The sequence below is a fragment of the Erwinia plantamica genome, assembly GCF_043420595.1.
In the GTDB taxonomy this organism is placed as follows: domain Bacteria; phylum Pseudomonadota; class Gammaproteobacteria; order Enterobacterales; family Enterobacteriaceae; genus Erwinia; species Erwinia aeris.
In genome coordinates this window covers 1-18,964 of record NZ_JBGCUC010000020.1, presented here as the reverse complement: position 1 = coordinate 18,964, position 18,964 = coordinate 1, and the positions used below count along the sequence as shown (strand labels likewise).

Annotated in this window: 14 protein-coding genes and 2 tRNA genes; 14 read left to right on the top strand and 2 right to left on the bottom strand. The window is 57.2% G+C overall.

Features of this window, described 5'->3' with window-relative positions:
* Positions 1–103: 103 nt before the first annotated feature.
* Positions 104–751 (bottom strand): two-component system response regulator NarL, encoded by a 648-nt coding sequence (narL, locus tag AB3U87_RS18560; protein WP_253458950.1) that lies wholly within the window; start codon positions 749–751, stop codon positions 104–106.
* Positions 752–1,064: 313 nt separating this feature from the next.
* Between narL and AB3U87_RS18555 the strand changes: the two genes are divergently transcribed.
* The 6 genes from AB3U87_RS18555 to lldD all read left to right on the top strand — a co-directional run bounded on the left by AB3U87_RS18555 (position 1,065) and on the right by lldD (position 10,531).
* Positions 1,065–2,459, top strand: coding sequence for a NarK family nitrate/nitrite MFS transporter (locus AB3U87_RS18555; protein WP_253458953.1), 1,395 nt, complete (start codon positions 1,065–1,067; stop codon positions 2,457–2,459).
* A gap of 67 nt (positions 2,460–2,526) precedes the next feature.
* Positions 2,527–6,285, top strand: a complete 3,759-nt coding sequence (locus AB3U87_RS18550) for a nitrate reductase subunit alpha (protein ID WP_394150061.1) — start codon at positions 2,527–2,529, stop codon at positions 6,283–6,285.
* A complete protein-coding gene (narH, locus tag AB3U87_RS18545) occupies positions 6,282–7,820 on the top strand; it encodes a nitrate reductase subunit beta (protein ID WP_394150059.1) in 1,539 nt (512 codons plus the stop codon). Before AB3U87_RS18550 ends, narH begins: the two co-directional genes overlap by 4 nt.
* The gene (narJ, locus tag AB3U87_RS18540) at positions 7,817–8,542 is read left to right on the top strand and encodes a nitrate reductase molybdenum cofactor assembly chaperone (protein ID WP_253458961.1); all 726 of its coding nucleotides are present in this window, start codon (positions 7,817–7,819) and stop codon (positions 8,540–8,542) included. Before narH ends, narJ begins: the two co-directional genes overlap by 4 nt.
* Positions 8,539–9,216, top strand: a complete 678-nt coding sequence (narI, locus tag AB3U87_RS18535) for a respiratory nitrate reductase subunit gamma (RefSeq protein ID WP_253458965.1) — start codon at positions 8,539–8,541, stop codon at positions 9,214–9,216. Before narJ ends, narI begins: the two co-directional genes overlap by 4 nt.
* A 181-nt stretch (positions 9,217–9,397) precedes the next feature.
* The gene (lldD, locus tag AB3U87_RS18530) at positions 9,398–10,531 is read left to right on the top strand and encodes an FMN-dependent L-lactate dehydrogenase LldD (RefSeq protein WP_253458967.1); all 1,134 of its coding nucleotides are present in this window, start codon (positions 9,398–9,400) and stop codon (positions 10,529–10,531) included.
* 36 nt (positions 10,532–10,567) lie between these two features.
* On the opposite strand, the gene AB3U87_RS18525 is transcribed toward lldD, so the two are convergent.
* Positions 10,568–11,155 carry a DJ-1/PfpI family protein gene (locus AB3U87_RS18525; RefSeq protein ID WP_301252611.1) on the bottom strand — a complete coding sequence of 196 codons (588 nt, stop codon included), beginning with the start codon at positions 11,153–11,155 and terminating at the stop codon, positions 10,568–10,570.
* 203 nt (positions 11,156–11,358) lie between these two features.
* Here AB3U87_RS18525 and mltB point away from each other — a divergent pair, with 203 nt between their 5' ends.
* The 8 genes from mltB to AB3U87_RS18485 all read left to right on the top strand — a co-directional run bounded on the left by mltB (position 11,359) and on the right by AB3U87_RS18485 (position 18,962).
* The gene (mltB, locus tag AB3U87_RS18520; RefSeq protein ID WP_301730143.1) at positions 11,359–12,429 is read left to right on the top strand and encodes a lytic murein transglycosylase B; all 1,071 of its coding nucleotides are present in this window, start codon (positions 11,359–11,361) and stop codon (positions 12,427–12,429) included.
* A 174-nt stretch (positions 12,430–12,603) separates the two neighbouring features.
* Entirely contained in the window at positions 12,604–13,098 is a 495-nt protein-coding gene (gene pncC / locus AB3U87_RS18515; protein ID WP_301252607.1) for a nicotinamide-nucleotide amidase, read from the top strand.
* A gap of 98 nt (positions 13,099–13,196) precedes the next feature.
* Positions 13,197–14,264 carry a recombinase RecA gene (gene recA / locus AB3U87_RS18510; RefSeq protein ID WP_253458981.1) on the top strand — a complete coding sequence of 356 codons (1,068 nt, stop codon included), beginning with the start codon at positions 13,197–13,199 and terminating at the stop codon, positions 14,262–14,264.
* Between the two features lie 516 nt (positions 14,265–14,780).
* Positions 14,781–15,296, top strand: coding sequence for a regulatory protein RecX (locus AB3U87_RS18505; RefSeq protein ID WP_253458984.1), 516 nt, complete (start codon positions 14,781–14,783; stop codon positions 15,294–15,296).
* Positions 15,297–15,424: 128 nt separating this feature from the next.
* Positions 15,425–18,052: an alanine--tRNA ligase gene (alaS, locus tag AB3U87_RS18500; RefSeq protein ID WP_253458987.1), complete on the top strand. Its 2,628-nt coding sequence runs from the start codon at positions 15,425–15,427 to the stop codon at positions 18,050–18,052.
* 248 nt (positions 18,053–18,300) lie between these two features.
* Positions 18,301–18,486, top strand: coding sequence for a carbon storage regulator CsrA (csrA, locus tag AB3U87_RS18495; RefSeq protein WP_004155916.1), 186 nt, complete (start codon positions 18,301–18,303; stop codon positions 18,484–18,486).
* A 306-nt stretch (positions 18,487–18,792) separates the two neighbouring features.
* Positions 18,793–18,885, top strand: a tRNA-Ser gene (locus tag AB3U87_RS18490).
* A 3-nt stretch (positions 18,886–18,888) separates the two neighbouring features.
* Positions 18,889–18,962 (top strand) — tRNA-Arg (locus AB3U87_RS18485).
* The last annotated feature ends 2 nt before the right edge of the window (positions 18,963–18,964 follow it).

Below are 18,964 nucleotides of genomic sequence, written 5' to 3'. Positions count from 1 at the left end.
AAATGCGATAGCGTTGGCGAAACCGTTTAGCGACAGAGGGTGAAGCGCAGCCCTGTCCGGCGACTACTGCGGTGCCGGAAAAGCGGAGCGAAGAAAGTTTTTATCAGCCGTGGCCGTTTTGCAGCGCCCAGACGGCCGCTTCCACCCGGGATTTCAGCTTCATTTTTTTCAGCAGATGTTTAACGTGCACTTTTACCGTGCTTTCCGTAATCGACAGCTTGCGGGCAATGGCTTTATTGGTCATCCCCAGCGTGATCAGCTTCAGAATATCGCGTTCGCGGCGCGTCAGCTGTTCCACATCGCGCGCTTCTGTCGGGCGTGATTCACGCAGGCTGGCCACCAGCACGTTGGTCAGCTTTTCGCTTAACACCATCTGGCCGGCGGCGGCCTGATGCAGCGCTTTCAGCAACGCTTCCGGCTCCATATCCTTCAGCAGATAACCATCCGCGCCGTGTTTTAACGCGTTTACCACGTCATCTTCATGATCGGAAACGCTGAATACCACGATGCGCCCGGAAAGCTCGATGGTGCGCAGCTGCACCAGCGTATCCAGCCCGTTCATGCCTGGCATATTTAAATCCAAAAGGATCAGGTCGGGGTCATGCTGTTCCGCCAGTACGACGCCCTGCGCGCCGTCGCTGGCTTCTGCGATAACCTGCAAACTTTCTTCCATTTCAATCAACTGTTTAACGCCGTTCCGCAGCAGCGGATGATCGTCAATCAGCAGGATAGTGGCAGCTTCTTCTTTCACGCTTGGATTTTCCACAGTCAGAGGGCGGCGAATGATTCCCGGTTAGCTTCTTAATCTTACCGATTAAAAACGTTAACCCTATACCACTAAGGGAGTAACCATAAATTTCTTCCTTCCGCAGTCTAACTGAAAAAAGGGCCCGCTGTGCGTAGTAATTACATGAATTTTATAAATATGTTTCCGATATGTCTCTACTCATCCAGGCGCAGCGGCAGCACGGAGGCAAAAGATCACCTGCATCCACGTTGATTTGCGTCAACCCGGCGTCAGAAGCGGTTAAGCAGAATGCGCTCCATTCAAACCGGAGATGACTATGACGCAACTTGCCCCTCTTCAACCCGAAGAAAACGGTGCCGTTATCCAGGACTGGCAGCCGGAAAACGAGCGGTTCTGGCAGCAGCGTGGAAAACGCATCGCCAACCGTAACCTGTGGATTTCCGTTTTCTGTTTGCTGCTCGCTTTCTGTGTCTGGATGCTGTTCAGCGCCGTTGCAGTGAACCTGAACAAAGTTGGCTTCACCTTTACCACCGAGCAGCTTTTTCTGCTGACGGCGCTGCCTTCCATTTCAGGCGCGCTGCTGCGGATCCCTTACTCTTTTGTGATCCCCGTGTTCGGCGGACGGCGCTGGACGGCTTTCAGCACCGGTATCCTGCTGGTCCCTTGCCTGTGGCTTGGGTTTGCCGTGCAGGACACCAGCACCGCTTTCAGCATTTTTGTGCTGATCGCGCTGCTGTGCGGCTTTGCGGGCGCGAACTTTGCCTCCAGCATGGGCAATATCAGCTTCTTTTTTCCTAAAGCGCAGCAGGGCGGGGCGCTGGGCATCAACGGCGGTCTGGGCAACCTGGGCGTCAGCGTAATGCAGTTCGCCGCCCCGCTGGCCGTTTCCATTGCCGTTTTCGGCGCCTTCGGCGGCGGCGCGCAGCACACCAGCAGCGGCGAAACGATCTGGCTGCAAAACGCCGCGTGGATCTGGGTGCCGTTCCTGCTTGTAGCGACGCTTGCGGCCTGGTTCGGCATGAACGACCTGGCGGCGGCGAAATCTTCTCTGCGCGAGCAGCTGCCGGTGTTGAAACGCGGCCACCTGTGGGTGATGGCGCTGCTTTACCTGGCGACTTTTGGCTCTTTTATCGGCTTTTCCGCCGGTTTCGCCATGCTCGCCAAAACGCAGTTTCCGGATATCAGCATTCTCCACTACGCCTTTTTCGGCCCGCTGCTGGGCGCGCTGGCGCGGTCGGCGGGCGGCATTATTTCCGACAGGCTGGGCGGTGTACGCGTGACGCTGGCTAACTTTGTGCTGATGGCGCTGTTTGCCGCGCTGCTGTTCCTGACGCTGCCGGGCGAAGGCACCAGCGGATCCTTTAGCGCCTTTTTCGCCGTGTTTATGGGACTGTTTTTAACCGCCGGCCTGGGCAGCGGCTCGACCTATCAGATGATCGCCGTGATTTTCCGCAAGCTCACCCTGGAGAAGGCGAGCGCGGAAGGGAAAGGCATAGAGACCGCGCAGCGGGAAGCAGTGACCGAAACCTCCGCCGCGCTCGGCTTTATCTCCGCTATCGGCGCGCTGGGCGGCTTTTTCATCCCGCAGACGTTTGGCCTTTCGCTGTCCATGCTGGGCACGCCGACGGGCGCTATGAAAATCTTCCTCGCCTTCTATCTGCTTTGCGTTGGCGTCACCTGGCTGGTTTACGGCCGCAAAAATAAATTTTGATAACGTGCGGAGGCAATGTCCCTCCGCCGCCTGAGCAATATCACCTAAGCCTTCAGGAGTTTTCCGGATGAGCAAATTTCTCGACAGGTTTCGCTACTTTAAACAGCTGGCGGAACCCTTTGCTGGTCAACACGGCCAGACACTCAACACCAATCGCGACTGGGAAGAGGGCTACCGTAGCCGCTGGCAGCACGATAAAATCGTGCGCTCCACGCATGGCGTAAACTGCACCGGCTCCTGCAGCTGGAAAATTTACGTCAAAAATGGCCTGGTCACGTGGGAAACACAGCAAACCGACTATCCGCGCACCCGACCGGATTTGCCGAATCACGAGCCGCGCGGCTGTCCTCGCGGTGCCAGCTACTCCTGGTATCTCTACAGCGGCAACCGCCTGAAATATCCGCTGATGCGCAAAAAGCTGCTCAAGCTGTGGCGCGAAGCCAAAGCGGAGCATCAGGATCCGGTCGCGGCCTGGGGATCGATCGTCAGCGATCCGCAAAAAGCGCAGAGCTATAAGATCGCTCGCGGTCGCGGCGGCTTCGTCCGGTCAAGCTGGCAGGAGGTCAACGAGCTGATCGCGGCATCCAATATCTATACGGCGAAAACCTTCGGCCCGGATCGCATTATCGGCTTTTCACCGATCCCGGCGATGTCGATGGTTTCCTATGCCGCAGGCGCGCGCTATCTGTCGCTGATCGGCGGCGTCTGCCTGAGTTTTTATGACTGGTATTGCGATTTGCCGCCCGCTTCGCCCATGACCTGGGGCGAGCAGACCGACGTGCCGGAATCGGCCGACTGGTATAACTCTTCTTATATTATCGCCTGGGGCTCTAACGTGCCGCAGACGCGCACGCCGGATGCCCATTTCTTTACCGAGGTGCGCTACAAGGGCACCAAAACCGTGGCGATCACGCCTGACTATGCCGAGGTCGCCAAGCTGTGCGACCAGTGGCTGAATCCTAAGCAGGGCACCGACAGCGCGCTGGCGCTGGCTTTAGGACACGTGATGCTGAAGGAGTTTCACCTTGAGCGCGAGGTGCCCTATTTCCGTGACTACGTGCGCCGCTATACCGATATGCCGATGCTGGTGCTGCTGGAGCCGCGCGAGGGCGGCTACTACGCTGCCGGACGCCAGCTCCGCGCCAGCGATCTGATTGATAACCTGGGGCAGGAAAACAATCCGCAGTGGAAAACCATCGCCATAGACCAGGAGAGCGGTGAGCTGGTGGCGCCGCAGGGATCCATCGGCTATCGCTGGGGAGAAAAAGGCAAGTGGAACCTGGAGTCGCGTGAAGGTGGCTCGCAGCGGGAAGTCACGCTTCAGCTTAGCCTGCTGGGCAGCCATGACGAGATCGCCGAGGTCGGCTTTCCCTATTTCGGCGGCCTGGAAAGCGAAAACTTCAGCAGCGTGCCGCTGGAGGAGATCCTGCTGCACAAGCTGCCGGTGAAGCGTTTGCAGCTGGCCGACGGCAGCGCTGCGCTGGTCGCCAGCGTGTATGATCTGACGCTGGCGAACTACGGGCTGGATCGTGGTCTGCACGACGAAAACTGCGCAGGCAGCTATGACGAGATCAAAGCCTACAGCCCGGCCTGGGCCGAGCAGATCACCGGCGTGTCGCGGCAGAATATCATTCGGCTGGCGCGCGAGTTCGCCGACAACGCGGAAAAAACGCGTGGCCGCTCGATGATTATCGTCGGCGCCGGGATGAACCACTGGTATCACATGGATATGAACTACCGTGGGCTGATCAATATGCTGATCTTCTGCGGCTGCGTGGGGCAGAGCGGCGGCGGCTGGGCGCACTATGTCGGTCAGGAAAAACTGCGGCCGCAGACCGGTTGGACGCCGCTGGCTTTCGCGCTCGACTGGCAGCGTCCGCCGCGCCATATGAACAGCACCTCGTTCTTCTATAACCATTCCAGCCAGTGGCGCTACGAAACCGTGCAGACCAGCGAGCTGCTCTCGCCGCTGGCCGATAAAAAGCGCTACGGCGGCAGTTTAATCGACTTTAACGTGCGTTCCGAGCGCATGGGCTGGCTGCCTTCCGCGCCGCAGCTGAACGGCAATCCGCTGAACATCGCCGCGCAGGCGAAAGCGGCCGGGATGCCGCCGGTGGATTTCACCGTGGAAAGCCTGAAAACCGGCACGCTGCGCTTTGCCGCCGAGCAGCCGGACAATCCGCAGAACTTCCCGCGTAACCTGTTTGTCTGGCGCTCCAACCTGCTGGGATCGTCCGGCAAAGGCCATGAGTACATGCTCAAATATCTGCTGGGCACGGAAAACGGCATTCAGGGTAAAGATTTAGGCGTGCAGGGCGGCGTGAAGCCGGAAGAAGTGGAATGGCAGGAGAAAGGCGGCGAAGGCAAGCTGGATCTGGTGGTAACGCTGGATTTCCGCCTGTCCAGTACCTGTCTCTATTCCGATATCGTGCTGCCTACCGCCACCTGGTATGAAAAGGACGATATGAATACTTCGGATATGCATCCGTTTATTCATCCGCTGTCGGCGGCGGTCGATCCGGCCTGGGAAGCGAAAAGCGACTGGGAGATCTATAAAGGCATCGCCAAACGCTTCTCGGAGCTTTGTCCGGGGCATCTCGGTGTGGAAACCGATATCGTCACGCTGCCGGTGCAGCACGATTCGCCGGCGGAGCTGGCGCAGCCTTTTGACGTTAAAGAGTGGAAAAAAGGCGAGTGCGACCTGATCCCCGGCAAAACCGCGCCGCACATTATTGCCGTAGAGCGCGACTATCCGGCCACCTGGGAACGCTTTACCTCGCTTGGCCCGCTGCTGGACAAGCTGGGCAACGGCGGTAAGGGCATCAGCTGGAACACGCAAAAAGAGGTCGATTTCCTTAAAGAGCTGAACTACGTCAAGACGGATGGCCCGGCCGCTGGCCGGCCGAATATCGACAGCGCCATCGATGCGGCCGAGGTCATTTTATCCCTCGCGCCGGAAACCAACGGTCAGGTAGCGGTAAAAGCCTGGCAGGCGCTGAGCGACATTACCGGCCGCGACCACACCCATCTGGCGCTGAACAAAGAAGACGAAAAAATTCGCTTCCGCGATATCCAGGCGCAGCCGCGCAAAATTATCTCCAGCCCCACCTGGTCAGGACTGGAAGACGAGCACGTCTCCTATAACGCCTGTTATACCAACGTGCATGAGCTGATCCCGTGGCGCACGCTCAGCGGACGCCAGCAGCTTTATCAGGATCACGAGTGGATGCGCGCCTTTGGCGAAAGCCTGCTGGTTTATCGTCCCCCTATTGATACCAGGGCGGCCAGGCCTTTGCTGAACAAAAAGCCGAACGGCAATCCGGAAAAGGCGCTGAACTTCCTGACGCCGCACCAGAAATGGGGCATTCACTCTACCTACAGCGACAACCTGCTGATGCTGACGCTGTCGCGCGGCGGCCCTATCGTCTGGATGAGTGAAGAAGACGCGCAGGAGCTGGGGATTGCGGACAACGACTGGATTGAAGCCTTTAACGCCAACGGATCGCTGACCGCTCGCGCAGTGGTCAGCCAGCGCGTACCGGCAGGCATGACCATGATGTACCACGCGCAGGAACGCATTGTGAACATTCCCGGTTCGGAAATTACCGGCCAGCGCGGCGGCATTCATAACTCCGTGACCCGCGCCTGTCCTAAACCAACCCATATGATCGGCGGCTACGCGCAGCTTTCCTACGGCTTTAACTATTACGGCACCGTAGGGTCCAATCGCGATGAGTTTGTGGTGGTGCGCAAAATGAATCACGTTCACTGGCTGGACGGTGAAGGTAACGACGACTGCCAGGGCGGCAAGGGGAGAAAATCATGAAAATTCGCTCGCAGGTCGGCATGGTGCTGAATCTGGATAAATGTATCGGCTGCCACACCTGTTCCGTGACCTGTAAAAACGTCTGGACCAGCCGTGAAGGGATGGAATACGCCTGGTTTAACAACGTTGAAAGCAAGCCGGGCGTCGGCTATCCGCAGGCATGGGAAGATCAGGAAAAATGGAAGGGCGGCTGGATCCGTAAAATCAACGGCAGGCTGGTGCCGCGCATGGGCAACCGCGTCGGGCTGCTGTCGAAAATTTTCGCTAACCCGGACGTGCCCGCGCTGGACGATTACTATGAGCCGTTCGACTACGACTATCAGCATTTACACAATGCGCCCGCCGGCAAACATCAGCCGATAGCGCGGCCGCGCTCGCTGATCACCGGCAAGCGGATGAAAAAAATCGAAAATGGCCCGAACTGGGAAGAGATCCTTGGCGGCGAGTTTTCCAAACGCTCGCAGGATAAAAATTTCGATAACATCCAGAAAGAGATGTACGGCCAGTTTGAACACACCTTTATGGCCTATCTGCCGCGCCTGTGCGAGCACTGCCTGAACCCGGCGTGCGTGGCGACCTGCCCAAGCGGTGCCATCTATAAGCGCGGCGAAGACGGTATCGTGCTGATCGATCAGGACAAGTGTCGCGGCTGGCGCATGTGCCTGACCGGCTGTCCCTATAAAAAAATCTACTTCAACTGGAAAAGCGGCAAATCGGAGAAGTGTATTTTCTGCTATCCGCGTATTGAAGCGGGCCAGCCCACGGTCTGTTCCGAAACCTGCGTAGGGCGCATCCGCTATCTTGGCGTGCTTTTGTACGACGCGGATCGTATTGAAGAAGCGGCAGCGAGCGAGCATGAACGGGATCTTTATGAAAGCCAGAGGGCGATCTTCCTCGATCCCCACGATCCCGATGTGATTGCCGAAGCGTTAAAAGAAGGTATCCCGCAAAGCGTGATTGACGCAGCGCAACGCTCGCCGGTTTATAAAATGGCGATGGAGTGGAAGCTGGCGCTGCCGCTGCATCCGGAATACCGCACGCTGCCGATGGTCTGGTACGTGCCGCCGCTGTCGCCCATTCAGAGCGCGGCGGACGCGGGCGACCTGCCGCACAACGGTATTCTGCCGGACGTGGAAAGCCTGCGCATTCCCGTGCAGTACCTGGCGAACCTGCTGACGGCGGGCGATACCGCGCCGGTTTTGCTGGCGCTAAAGAGAATGCTGGCCATGCGTCATTATAAACGCGCGGAAACCGTCGATAACCTTGTCGACATGCGGGCGCTGGAACAGGTTGGCTTAAGCGAAGCGCAGGCGCAGGAGATGTACCGCTATCTGGCCATCGCCAATTACGAAGATCGTTTCGTGGTGCCTTCCAGCCATCGTGAACTGGCGCGGGAAGCCTTCCCGGAAAGCAAAGGCTGCGGCTTCAGCTTCGGCGATGGCTGCCACGGCAGCGACGGTCGCTTCAACCTGTTTAACAGCCGCCGTATCGACGCGATTGATATTGGCAAAAAAACGCAGGAGGAGCAGCCATGATTACACTACGTATCGTCGCCCGGCTGCTGGATTATCCCGATGAAGCGCTCTTTACGCATCAGGCTGAAATGCTGGCGGCGCTGGAAGCGGGCAGCGAGCTTGATGCCGCGCAGCGCGCGCAGCTCACCGATTTTATTACGGAATTCTGCGCAGGCTCGCTGCTGGACAGGCAGGCCGACTATTGCGAGCTGTTCGATCGCGGTCGGGCCACCTCTTTGCTGCTGTTCGAGCATGTTCACGGCGAGTCGCGCGATCGCGGCCAGGCAATGGTCGATCTGCTGGAGCAATATCGCGCCGACGGCCTGGAACTGAGCGCGAAAGAGCTGCCCGATTTTCTGCCGCTCTATCTGGAGTATCTGGCCAGCCTTGACGTCACCCGCGCCCGCGCTGGCCTGGCCGACGTGGCGCCAATCCTCGCGCTGCTGGCCGCCAGGCTAAAACAGCGCCAAAGCCGCTATAGCGAGCTGTTCACCGTGCTGCTGGCGCTCTCCGGGGCCGGGCTGGCGGTAGATGACCTGACGCCGAAAATCCATAAAGAGGCCCGCGACGATACGCCAGCGGCGCTGGATGCGGTCTGGGAAGAGGAACAGATTAAGTTTCTCGGCGAGCAGGGCTGTGCTTCCGCCCAACAGGCCGCGCATCAGCGCCGCTTTGCCGACGCCGTCGCGCCGCAGTATCTGGACGTGGCGGCAATGACAACATCCACGGGGCGTTCATCATGAATTTTCTCTCAGGTTTCTTTTTCGATATTTATCCTTATATCGCAGGCAGCGTTTTCCTGATTGGCAGCTGGCTGCGCTACGACTATGGCCAGTACAGCTGGCGCGCCGGCTCCAGCCAGATGCTGGATAAAAAAGGGATGCGGCTCGCCTCCAACCTGTTTCATATCGGCATCATTGGTATTCTCTTCGGCCATTTCGTCGGCCTGCTGACGCCGCACTGGATGTACGAGGCTTTTCTGCCGATCGCCGCCAAGCAGAAGCTGGCGATGGTGGCCGGCGGCGTTTGCGGTTTGCTGACGCTGGCGGGCGGCGGGCTGCTGCTTAAGCGTCGCCTGCTCAATCCGCGCGTCAGGGCCACCAGCAGCGCCGGCGATATCCTGATCCTGACGCTGCTGGTAGCGCAGGCCACGCTGGGGCTGCTGACCATTCCTTTCTCCGCGCAGCATATGGATGGCAGCGAAATGATGAAGCTGGTCGGCTGGGCGCAGGCGATCGTGACCTTCCATGCGGGCGCGTCGCAGCATCTGGAAGGCGTGGCGCTGATTTACCGCGTGCATATGGTACTGGGCATGACGCTGTTCCTGCTGTTTCCGTTCTGCCGCCTGGTGCATATCTGGAGCGTGCCGCTGGAATATTTGACGCGGCGCTATCAGCTGGTACGCAATCGCCGTTAGTTGTGCGGCGTTACCTTGTGCAAAAAAGGCGATCGTCTGGTTTGTTGCCAAAATGTTGAGATGTGGGTCAGCGTATCCGTTTTCCGTCTCAACTACACTGCCTGTTCTTCCGGGCCGCTCTCGCGGCTCGTTTACTTTGCTTCGCGATGAAGCCGAGCGTTTTAACAAGGCAGGAAACCAGATGATCATTTCCGCATCAACGGATTACCGGGCAGCGGCACGGCGCAGGCTGCCGCCTTTCCTTTTCCACTATATCGACGGCGGTGCCTATAGCGAGCACACCCTCAGGCGCAATACCGCCGATCTGGCCGATATCGCGCTACGCCAGCGCATCCTGAAAAATATGGCCGAGCTGAGCCTGGAAACCACGCTGTTCGACGAGAAGCTGGCGATGCCGGTCATTCTCGCGCCGGTAGGACTGACGGGCATGTATGCACGGCGTGGCGAAGTGCAGGCGGCGCGCGCGGCGGCAAAAATGGGCATTCCCTTTACGCTTTCCACCGTTTCCGTCTGTCCCATCGAAGAGGTCGCGCCGGCGATTTCACGGCCTATGTGGTTCCAGCTTTACGTCTTAAAAGACCGTGGCTTTATGCGAAACGCGCTGGAGCGGGCCAAAGCCGCAGGGGTAAAAACGCTGGTCTTTACCGTGGATATGCCGGTGCCTGGCGCGCGCTACCGCGATGCGCATTCCGGCATGAGTGGGCCGAACGCGGCTTTCCGCCGGATGGTGCAGGCCATGCTGCATCCGCAGTGGGCATGGGATGTGGGCCTGAACGGCAAGCCGCACGATCTGGGCAATGTCTCGGCCTATCGCGGCCATCCGACCACGCTGGAAGACTACATTGGCTGGCTGGGCGCCAACTTCGATCCCTCTATCTCCTGGAAAGATTTGGAGTGGATCCGTGAGTTCTGGCAAGGGCCAATGATCATTAAGGGCATTCTCGATCCGCAGGATGCGAAGGATGCCGTGAGCTTCGGCGCCGATGGCATTGTGGTGTCTAACCACGGCGGCCGTCAGCTGGACGGCGTGCTTTCTACCGCGCGTGCGCTGCCCGCCATTGCCGATGCGGTAAAAGGCGACATTAAGATCCTGGCGGATTCAGGGATACGAACCGGGTTGGACGTGGTGCGGATGCTGGCGCTGGGCGCGGACAGCGTGCTGCTGGGCAGAGCCTTTGTCTATGCGCTGGCCGCAGCGGGCGAAGCTGGCGTGGTGAATCTGCTCTCGCTGATGGAAAAAGAGATGCGCGTGGCGATGACGCTGACCGGCGCGAAATCGGTAGCCGACATCAGCCGCGAGTCGCTGACGCTGTAAAGGTTGGCAGGCGAGGGCGCCTGCCGACAGCACAGACTAGTTGGCGTTTAGCCCGCTGTAAGAGCGCCAGTGGTCAAAATAGATATGGTCAGCCTGGAAATCGGCCGTTTCGGTATCGTCGGTCAGGCGCCAGGCCAGCTGAAAGGCGAACTCAAAACTTTTGCCCAGCCCTTTGCCGCTCAGCAGGTTGCCGTCTTCCACCACCTCCTCCGCACTATAAACGCCATCGGTAACGCCCTTATACAAATCACCTGAGCAGGTATAGCGACGGCCCTTCAACAGATGATTGCCGCCCAGCACGCGCGCGGCAGCGGAACAGATCGGCGCAATCCATTTTCCCGCTTCGTCATGACGGCGAATAAACGCCGTGACCAGCGGGTTGGCCGCCAGGTTAACGGTGCCTTCCGGCCCGCCAGGGATAACCACGGCGTCAAACTCTTTATCCAGGCCCGCCAGCAGAACATCCGCTACCACCGGCACGGCATGGTAGCTGGGCACCTCACGCGTATCATGGCAGGCGACAGTCGTTACCTTAACGTGCAGACGGTTTAATATATCAATAATAATAAAGGCCTCCGCCTCTTCGAATCCCGGCGCCAGCAGCACCGCAGCCTGTTTGCTCATTACTCCTCCTGATTTGATAAAATGCTATTTTCTATTAAATGAAATGGCGTTTTATTTTAATGGCAGCAGCGAGTTTACGCCGTCTGGCCGCGCAGGAAAAGAGAAAGGAAAAAAGCGGCAGATTTACATAACATCTGTTTTCAGAATGGCTGGCGATGTTCTAACATGAATGCTACTTTTCCGTTTTGCACTCTGGATATTCAATGCGTTATCTGGCCTCATTTTTGCCCGCGCTGCTGCTGCTTTCCGCCTGCAGCAGTAAAGCCCCTGCGCCTGAGCCTCACGGCAATCCTTTTCGGGGCAACAACAGCTTTTTACTGGATCCCGAGCATAACGTAGCGCCGCTGGACGGCGATTTCGCCAACAGCCCGACGGCCGAAGCCTTTATCGATAAAATGGTGCGCGAACACGGTTTTAACCGTCAGCAGCTGCATAACGTGCTGGCGCAGGCGAAGCGGCTGGATTGGGTGCTGCGGCTGATGGATCGGCAGGCGCCTTCTTATCAGGCACCCTCCGGCCCGAACGGCGCCTGGATCCGCTATCGCAAAAAATTTATCGTGCCGGATAACGTGCAGAACGGCGTCCAGTTCTGGAATCAATATCAGGACGCGCTCAATCGCGCCTCGGAAGTTTACGGCGTGCCGCCGGAAATCATCGTCGGCATTATCGGCGTCGAAACCCGCTGGGGACGCGTAATGGGTAAAACGCGTATTATCGATGCGCTGGCGACGCTGGCGTTCGCCTATCCTCGTCGCGCCGAGTACTTTAGCGGCGAGCTGGAAACCTTCCTGCTGATGGCGAAAGAAGAGAACGACGATCCGCTTGATTTACGCGGCTCGTTCGCTGGCGCCATGGGCTACGGCCAGTTTATGCCTTCTGCCTTTAAGCAATACGCCGTTGATTTCAATGGCGACGGCCATATCAATCTTTGGGATCCTGTAGATGCAATAGGCAGCGTGGCCCACTATTTCAGCGCGCACGGCTGGATAAAAGGCGGCACCGTAGCCGTACCGGCTAACGGCGAAGCGTCGCAGCTGGAAACGGGCTTCAAAACCCGCTATACGGCCGCGCAGCTCTCTGCCGCCGGTTTGTCGCCGCAGGTGCCGCTACAGGACAATCAGCAGGTCAGCCTGCTGCGTTTTGATATGGGCACTTACTATCAATACTGGTACGGGTTGCCGAATTTTTACGTTATTACCCGCTATAACCACAGCAATCACTATGCGATGGCCGTGTGGCAGCTGGGCCAGGCCGTACGCGACGCCCGTCAGTAACGCCAGTTTTACCTCCCGATCGCCCGGCGGCGCGTTGCCGGGCAATCGCCTGTTTCTACAACGCTTTTCCTGACTGACTTTATGAAAGCGGTTCGCAAATCCCGCCTTTGTCTCTTCGCGCCTGGCTAAAAAGTGCTAATCTTCATTCTTACGATAAGCAAGCAGGGAACAAGAATGACGGACAGCGAATTGCGCCTGTTAAGCCAGGAAATCGGTCAGCATTTACAGCGCCTTAATGCCACGGTTACCGCGGCGGAATCCTGTACGGGCGGTTGGATAGCGAAAGTGATTACCGACGTCGCCGGCAGTTCACAATGGTTTGAGCGGGGCTTTGTCACCTACAGCAATGAGGCCAAGCAGACGCTGGTGGGCGTGACGGCCGCCTCGCTGGAAAGCTTTGGCGCGGTCAGCGAACAGGTGGTGACAGAGATGGCGGAAGGGGCGCTTAAACAGGCCCGCGCGCAGTATGCTGTAGCTGTCAGCGGCATCGCCGGCCCCGATGGCGGAACGGCGGAAAAACCGGTGGGAACGGTGTGGTTCGGCTTCGCAGCGGAAGGCGCTAACTCGCTGGCGCAGCGCAAAATTTTTGCGGGCGACAGAGAGGCCGTTCGACGTCAGGCCACGGCTTATGCGCTGTTGACGCTACGTGACCATTTTCTTAAAAATTAAGCTTGATACTGTATGACTATACAGTATAATTGCACCCATATTGATTGAGACACGAAGCCGCGAAAGCGTGCTTTACCCCCGCGTGATTAGGAGTGGAAATGGCTATTGACGAAAACAAGCAAAAAGCACTGGCAGCAGCGCTGGGCCAGATTGAAAAGCAATTTGGTAAAGGCTCCATCATGCGCCTGGGTGAAGACCGCACTATGGATGTGGAAACCATCTCTACCGGTTCGCTTTCGCTGGATATCGCGCTGGGCGCGGGCGGCCTGCCAATGGGCCGTATCGTCGAAATTTACGGGCCGGAATCTTCCGGTAAAACCACGCTGACGTTACAGGTTATCGCGTCTGCACAGCGCAAGGGCAAAACCTGCGCCTTTATCGATGCCGAGCATGCGCTCGATCCGGTTTACGCCAAAAAGCTGGGCGTGGACATTGATAACCTGCTCTGCTCGCAGCCGGACACCGGTGAGCAGGCGCTGGAAATCTGTGACGCGCTGGCGCGTTCCGGCGCGGTTGACGTAATCATCGTTGACTCCGTGGCGGCGCTGACGCCGAAAGCGGAAATCGAAGGCGAAATCGGCGACTCGCATATGGGTCTGGCGGCTCGTATGATGAGCCAGGCTATGCGTAAGCTGGCCGGTAACCTGAAGAACTCCAACACGCTGCTGATCTTCATCAACCAGATCCGTATGAAAATCGGCGTGATGTTCGGTAACCCGGAAACCACTACCGGCGGTAACGCGCTGAAATTCTACGCCTCTGTCCGTCTGGATATCCGCCGTATCGGCGCGATTAAAGAGGGTGACGAAGTCGTCGGTAGCGAAACCCGCGTGAAAGTGGTGAAAAACAAAATCGCCGCGCCGTTCAAGCAGGCTGAGTTCCAGATTATGTACGGCGAAGGCATCAATATCTACGGCGAGCTGGTAGACCTTGGCGTGAAGCACAAGCTGATTGAAAAAGCGGGTGCCTGGTACAGCTACAACGGCGATAAAATCGGTCAGGGTAAGGCAAACGCCGGCAACTTCCTGAAAGAGAACCCGGCTGTGGCTACCGAGATCGAAAACAAGCTGCGCGCTACGCTGATGAACAATCCGGACACGACGCCAGACTTCGTGGCTGACAAAGATGATGCCAATGAAGCCAGCGAAACTAACGAAAACTTCTGATTAGCAGCCCGCGAGGGCAGATAGTCGGAAAGCGCTGAAAAGGAGTGGCCCTGTGCCGCTCCTTTTTTATTTTCGACTTACGCTTTCTGAACCAGCTTGTTACGGCAGCAGCCAGGTTCTTTCTATTGCGCACACGCGCAAAAGAGCATTGTTTTCAGCGCTGTGAACCGCCCAGGCGAGTTTTTTTCCAGCGAACGAGCTGCCTTGTACTGATTTTTCCAGGGTACGAGTCGCCAGGCGCCCTCTGTTTTCAGCGTACGAATCACCTTGTATCAATTTTTTTCAGTGTACGAGCCGCCCGGCGGCGCCTGCTTTTAACGTACGAACTAACTTGTTTCAGGGGGCGAGCCGCCTGGCGCTACCTGTTTTAGCGTTACGAAACGCCTTGTATCACCTGTTTCCCGCTTACAAATCGCCTTTGCCGCCTTTCTCCACACATTAGCCAAAGCGCTTTGTTTCTTTTGCGGTTCCTCGCTACCCTTACCATGAGTTAATTTTTTGCATAACCGGAGCAAGATGTCTGACGCCACCGAACGAAGCCAGTTTACCCGCCTGTTAGATCGGGCCATGCGCATTCTGGCCATGCGCGATCACAGCGAGGCGGAATTTCGTCGCAAGCTTTCGCTCTCTGCAGAGCGGGCCGCGATGTATGCTAAAACGCAGGCGCAGCAGCCTGAATCCGTTACGCCAGAGCAAATCGATCGGGTCGTCGCCTGGTGTTATGAAAGCAATTATCTGGACGATGCCCGCTTTGCGGAGCGCTTTGTCGCCAGCCGCAGCCGTAAGGGCTACGGCCCGCAGCGCATCCGTATGGAGCTGGGGCAGAAGGGCGTGGCGAAGCCGCTGATCGATGAAACGCTGGCCAAAACGGAAATCGACTGGCAGCAAATGGCGTTCGACTCGGCGGAGCGGAAGTTTGGCCTGCCGCTGCCGACCGAATGGAAGGAAAAAGCCAAAGTGCAGCGCTATTTAATGACTAAAGGCTTCTTTTCCGAAGATATCCGCAGCGTTTTTTCAAATTTTGAAGATTGAGCGCCAATGGGATTTTACTTCGCACCGAAGAAAATTTATCTTATTCACCACTTTTTGTTCGTGTGTTGCTTAGCCTTACGGCAGGTTTAAACCCACGAAACGTTCGTTAGCGTGATTCCAGGACAATTATGAGCAAGAGCACTGCGGAGATTCGCCAGGCGTTTCTCGACTTTTTCCATAGCAAGGGACATCAGGTTGTAGCCAGTAGCTCCCTCGTCCCGACTAATGACCCGACGCTGCTGTTTACCAACGCCGGGATGAACCAGTTCAAAGACGTTTTCCTGGGCCAGGACAAGCGCAGCTACTCGCGCGCAACCACCTCGCAGCGCTGCGTGCGCGCAGGCGGTAAACATAATGACCTGGAAAACGTTGGCTATACCGCCCGTCACCATACCTTCTTTGAAATGCTGGGCAACTTCAGCTTCGGCGACTATTTCAAACGCGAAGCTATCGGTTTTGCGTGGGAGCTGCTGACCAGCGCGCAGTGGTTTAACCTGCCGAAAGAGAAGCTGTGGGTTACCGTCTACGAAACCGATGATGAAGCCTTCAATATCTGGGCAGATGAAATCGGCGTGCCGCGTGAGCGTATTATCCGCATTGGCGATAACAAGGGCGGCGCTTACGCCTCTGATAACTTCTGGCAGATGGGCGACACCGGCCCGTGCGGCCCGTGCAGCGAAATCTTCTTTGACCACGGCGACCATATCTGGGGCGGCCCGCCGGGCAGTCCGGAAGAGGACGGCGATCGCTTTATTGAGATCTGGAACATCGTCTTTATGCAGTTCAACCGTCAGCCTGACGGCACCATGCTGCCGCTGCCGAAGCCTTCCGTCGATACCGGTATGGGCCTGGAGCGTATCTCCGCCGTGTTGCAGCACGTTAACTCCAACTACGAAATCGATCTGTTCCAGAAGCTGATCAAGGCTGTTGCAGAAGCGACTGGCGCCACCGATCTGAGCAGCAAATCACTGCGCGTCATTGCCGACCATATCCGTTCCTGCGCTTTCCTGATTTGCGATGGCGTGATCCCATCCAACGAAAACCGCGGCTACGTGCTGCGCCGCATTATTCGCCGCGCTATTCGTCACGGCAACATGCTGGGCGCGCAGGGGTCCTTCTTCTGGAAACTGGTAGCGCCGCTGATTGACGTTATGGGCGCAGCGGGCGAAGAGCTGGCGAAGCAGCAGGCTCAGGTTGAGCAGGTGCTGAAAACCGAAGAAGAGCAGTTTGCGAAAACGCTGGAGCGCGGTCTGGCGCTGCTGGACGAAGAGCTGGAGAAGCTGCAGGGCGACACGCTGGACGGTGAAACCGTTTTCCGCCTGTATGACACCTTTGGCTTCCCGGTCGATTTAACCGCCGACGTCTGTCGCGAGCGTAATCTGAAAATTGACGAAGCGGGCTTCGAGAAAGCGATGGAGCAGCAGCGTCAGCGTGCTCGTGAAGCCAGTGGCTTTGGCGCGGACTACAGCAACGTTATCCGCATTGATGAAGCCTCGACCTTCAAAGGTTATGACCAGCTTGAGCTGAGCGCGACCGTTACCGCTATCTTTGTGGACGGTCAGCCTGCAAATGCGATTGCCGCCGGTCAGGAAGGCGTTATCGTGCTGGATGAAACGCCATTCTACGGCGAATCAGGCGGCCAGGTAGGCGATACCGGCGAGTTGCGTAACAACGACGCGGTGTTCACCGTTACCGACACGCAAAAATATGCGCAGGCGATTGGTCATATCGGCAAGCTGGCTTCCGGTCAGCTGCGGGTCGGCGATCGTCTGGCCGCGCACGTGGACGAAGAGCGTCGCGCGCGTATTCGTCTGAATCACTCAGCGACGCACCTGTTACACGCTGCGCTACGTCAGGTTCTGGGCCATCATGTGGCACAGAAAGGCTCACTGGTGAACGATAAATATCTGCGCTTCGACTTCTCCCATTCTGAAGCGATGAAGCCGCAGGAAATCCGTCAGGTTGAGGAAATCGTCAACGCACAGATCCGCCGTAATCTGGCGGTCGACACCAACGTGATGGAGCTGGAAAAAGCGAAAGCGCTGGGCGCGATGGCGCTGTTTGGCGAAAAATATGACGATCGCGTCCGCGTGCTGACGATGGGCGATTTCTCTACCGAACTTTGCGGCGGCACGCACGCCAGCCGCACGGGCGATATCGGCCTGTTCCGCATCACCTCTGAAGCCGGTACGGCGGCAGGTATTCGCCGTATTGAAGCGGTGACGGGCGAAGGCGCGTTAAAGCAGATGTATGCCCAGAGCGAGCAGCTGCAGGAGATCGCTCACCTGGTGAAAGCCAACAGCAGCAATCTGAATGAAAAAGTGCGTGGCCTGATGGATAACGTCCGCGCGCTGGAAAAAGAACTGCAGCAGCTGAAAGATCAGCAGGCCGCGCAGGAGAGCGCTTCTCTCAGCAGTAAAGCTATCGACGTCAAGGGCGTTAAGCTGCTGGTAAGCGAGTTGACCAACGTCGAGCCGAAAATGCTGCGTACGATGGTGGACGATCTGAAGAACCAGCTGAAGTCAGCCGTTATCGTGCTGGCTACCGTTGCGGAAGGAAAGGTTTCGCTGATTGCCGGCGTAACCAAAGATGTAACCGATCGCGTGAAAGCCGGCGAGCTGGTGGGCGAACTGGCTCAGCAGGTTGGCGGTAAGGGCGGCGGCCGCCCGGATATGGCTCAGGCCGGCGGCACCGATGCCGGAGCACTACCAGGGGCTCTGGCCGGTGTTGAAAGCTGGGTGGCGGCAAAACTGTAACACTATAAAAAAGCATCCCGGAAAGCGCGGTGGGGCAGGGCTTCACCGCGTCATTCTGTCAGATGTTATCGCAAAAAACACAAAGTCAGGTTGATGGTGTGTATTTCGGCTAAACTAAGTATCAGCAGAATGTATTACCGTGATGATGCACTTGTTGTGCATTTGTCATAGTCTATATTTAGCGTTATATGATGGATAATGCCGGGCGACAGTTAACCCGACTCTTTTAATCTTTCAAGGAGCAAAGAATGCTTATTCTAACTCGTCGAGTTGGTGAAACCCTCATGATCGGTGATGAGGTGACTGTAACGGTGCTGGGAGTAAAAGGGAATCAGGTTCGCATCGGTGTGAATGCCCCTAAAGAAGTTTCGGTTCATCGCGAAGAGATTTATCAGCGTATTCAGGCCGAAAAAACTCAGCAAACGAGTTACTAACGGATCCAGCGCCTTGCCGCCCAGGCGAGGCGCTACCGGTTTTGTCCTTCTTTCCCGCCTTTCTTTGTTTTTCTTTCGCTGTATCTCTTCGGGCCTGTACACACTTCCCTGCTGTGAAAGGGCCGATTATTGTTGATAAATCACTCTTTTTGCTTTCCAAATACCCATTTTGGCTGGGAAATGCGCAATCAAACGCGAGAGTGAAAAAATATGTTTGACTTATAAGGCCCAGAAAGTAATATGTGCGCCACGCAGTGCCGATGAGCAGAAACAAGTTCAGAAGCACAGCTCGATAAGAGCGCGTATGGTGAGGTGGCCGAGAGGCTGAAGGCGCTCCCCTGCTAAGGGAGTATGCGGTCAAAAGCTGCATCCGGGGTTCGAATCCCCGCCTCACCGCCATTTGCATCCGTAGCTCAGCTGGATAGAGTACTCGGCTACGAACCGAGCGGTCGGAGGTTCGAATCCTCCCGGATGCACC

Coding starts and splice junctions, on each gene's coding strand:
- AB3U87_RS18550 (WP_394150061.1), top strand. CDS start 2,527: ATGAGCAAATTTCTCGACAGGTTTCGCTACTTTAAACAGCTGGCGGAA.
- alaS (WP_253458987.1), top strand. CDS start 15,425: ATGAGCAAGAGCACTGCGGAGATTCGCCAGGCGTTTCTCGACTTTTTC.
- narJ (WP_253458961.1), top strand. CDS start 7,817: ATGATTACACTACGTATCGTCGCCCGGCTGCTGGATTATCCCGATGAA.
- narH (WP_394150059.1), top strand. CDS start 6,282: ATGAAAATTCGCTCGCAGGTCGGCATGGTGCTGAATCTGGATAAATGT.
- narI (WP_253458965.1), top strand. CDS start 8,539: ATGAATTTTCTCTCAGGTTTCTTTTTCGATATTTATCCTTATATCGCA.
- lldD (WP_253458967.1), top strand. CDS start 9,398: ATGATCATTTCCGCATCAACGGATTACCGGGCAGCGGCACGGCGCAGG.
- csrA (WP_004155916.1), top strand. CDS start 18,301: ATGCTTATTCTAACTCGTCGAGTTGGTGAAACCCTCATGATCGGTGAT.
- pncC (WP_301252607.1), top strand. CDS start 12,604: ATGACGGACAGCGAATTGCGCCTGTTAAGCCAGGAAATCGGTCAGCAT.
- recA (WP_253458981.1), top strand. CDS start 13,197: ATGGCTATTGACGAAAACAAGCAAAAAGCACTGGCAGCAGCGCTGGGC.
- AB3U87_RS18505 (WP_253458984.1), top strand. CDS start 14,781: ATGTCTGACGCCACCGAACGAAGCCAGTTTACCCGCCTGTTAGATCGG.
- AB3U87_RS18555 (WP_253458953.1), top strand. CDS start 1,065: ATGACGCAACTTGCCCCTCTTCAACCCGAAGAAAACGGTGCCGTTATC.
- AB3U87_RS18525 (WP_301252611.1), bottom strand. CDS start 11,155: ATGAGCAAACAGGCTGCGGTGCTGCTGGCGCCGGGATTCGAAGAGGCG.
- mltB (WP_301730143.1), top strand. CDS start 11,359: ATGCGTTATCTGGCCTCATTTTTGCCCGCGCTGCTGCTGCTTTCCGCC.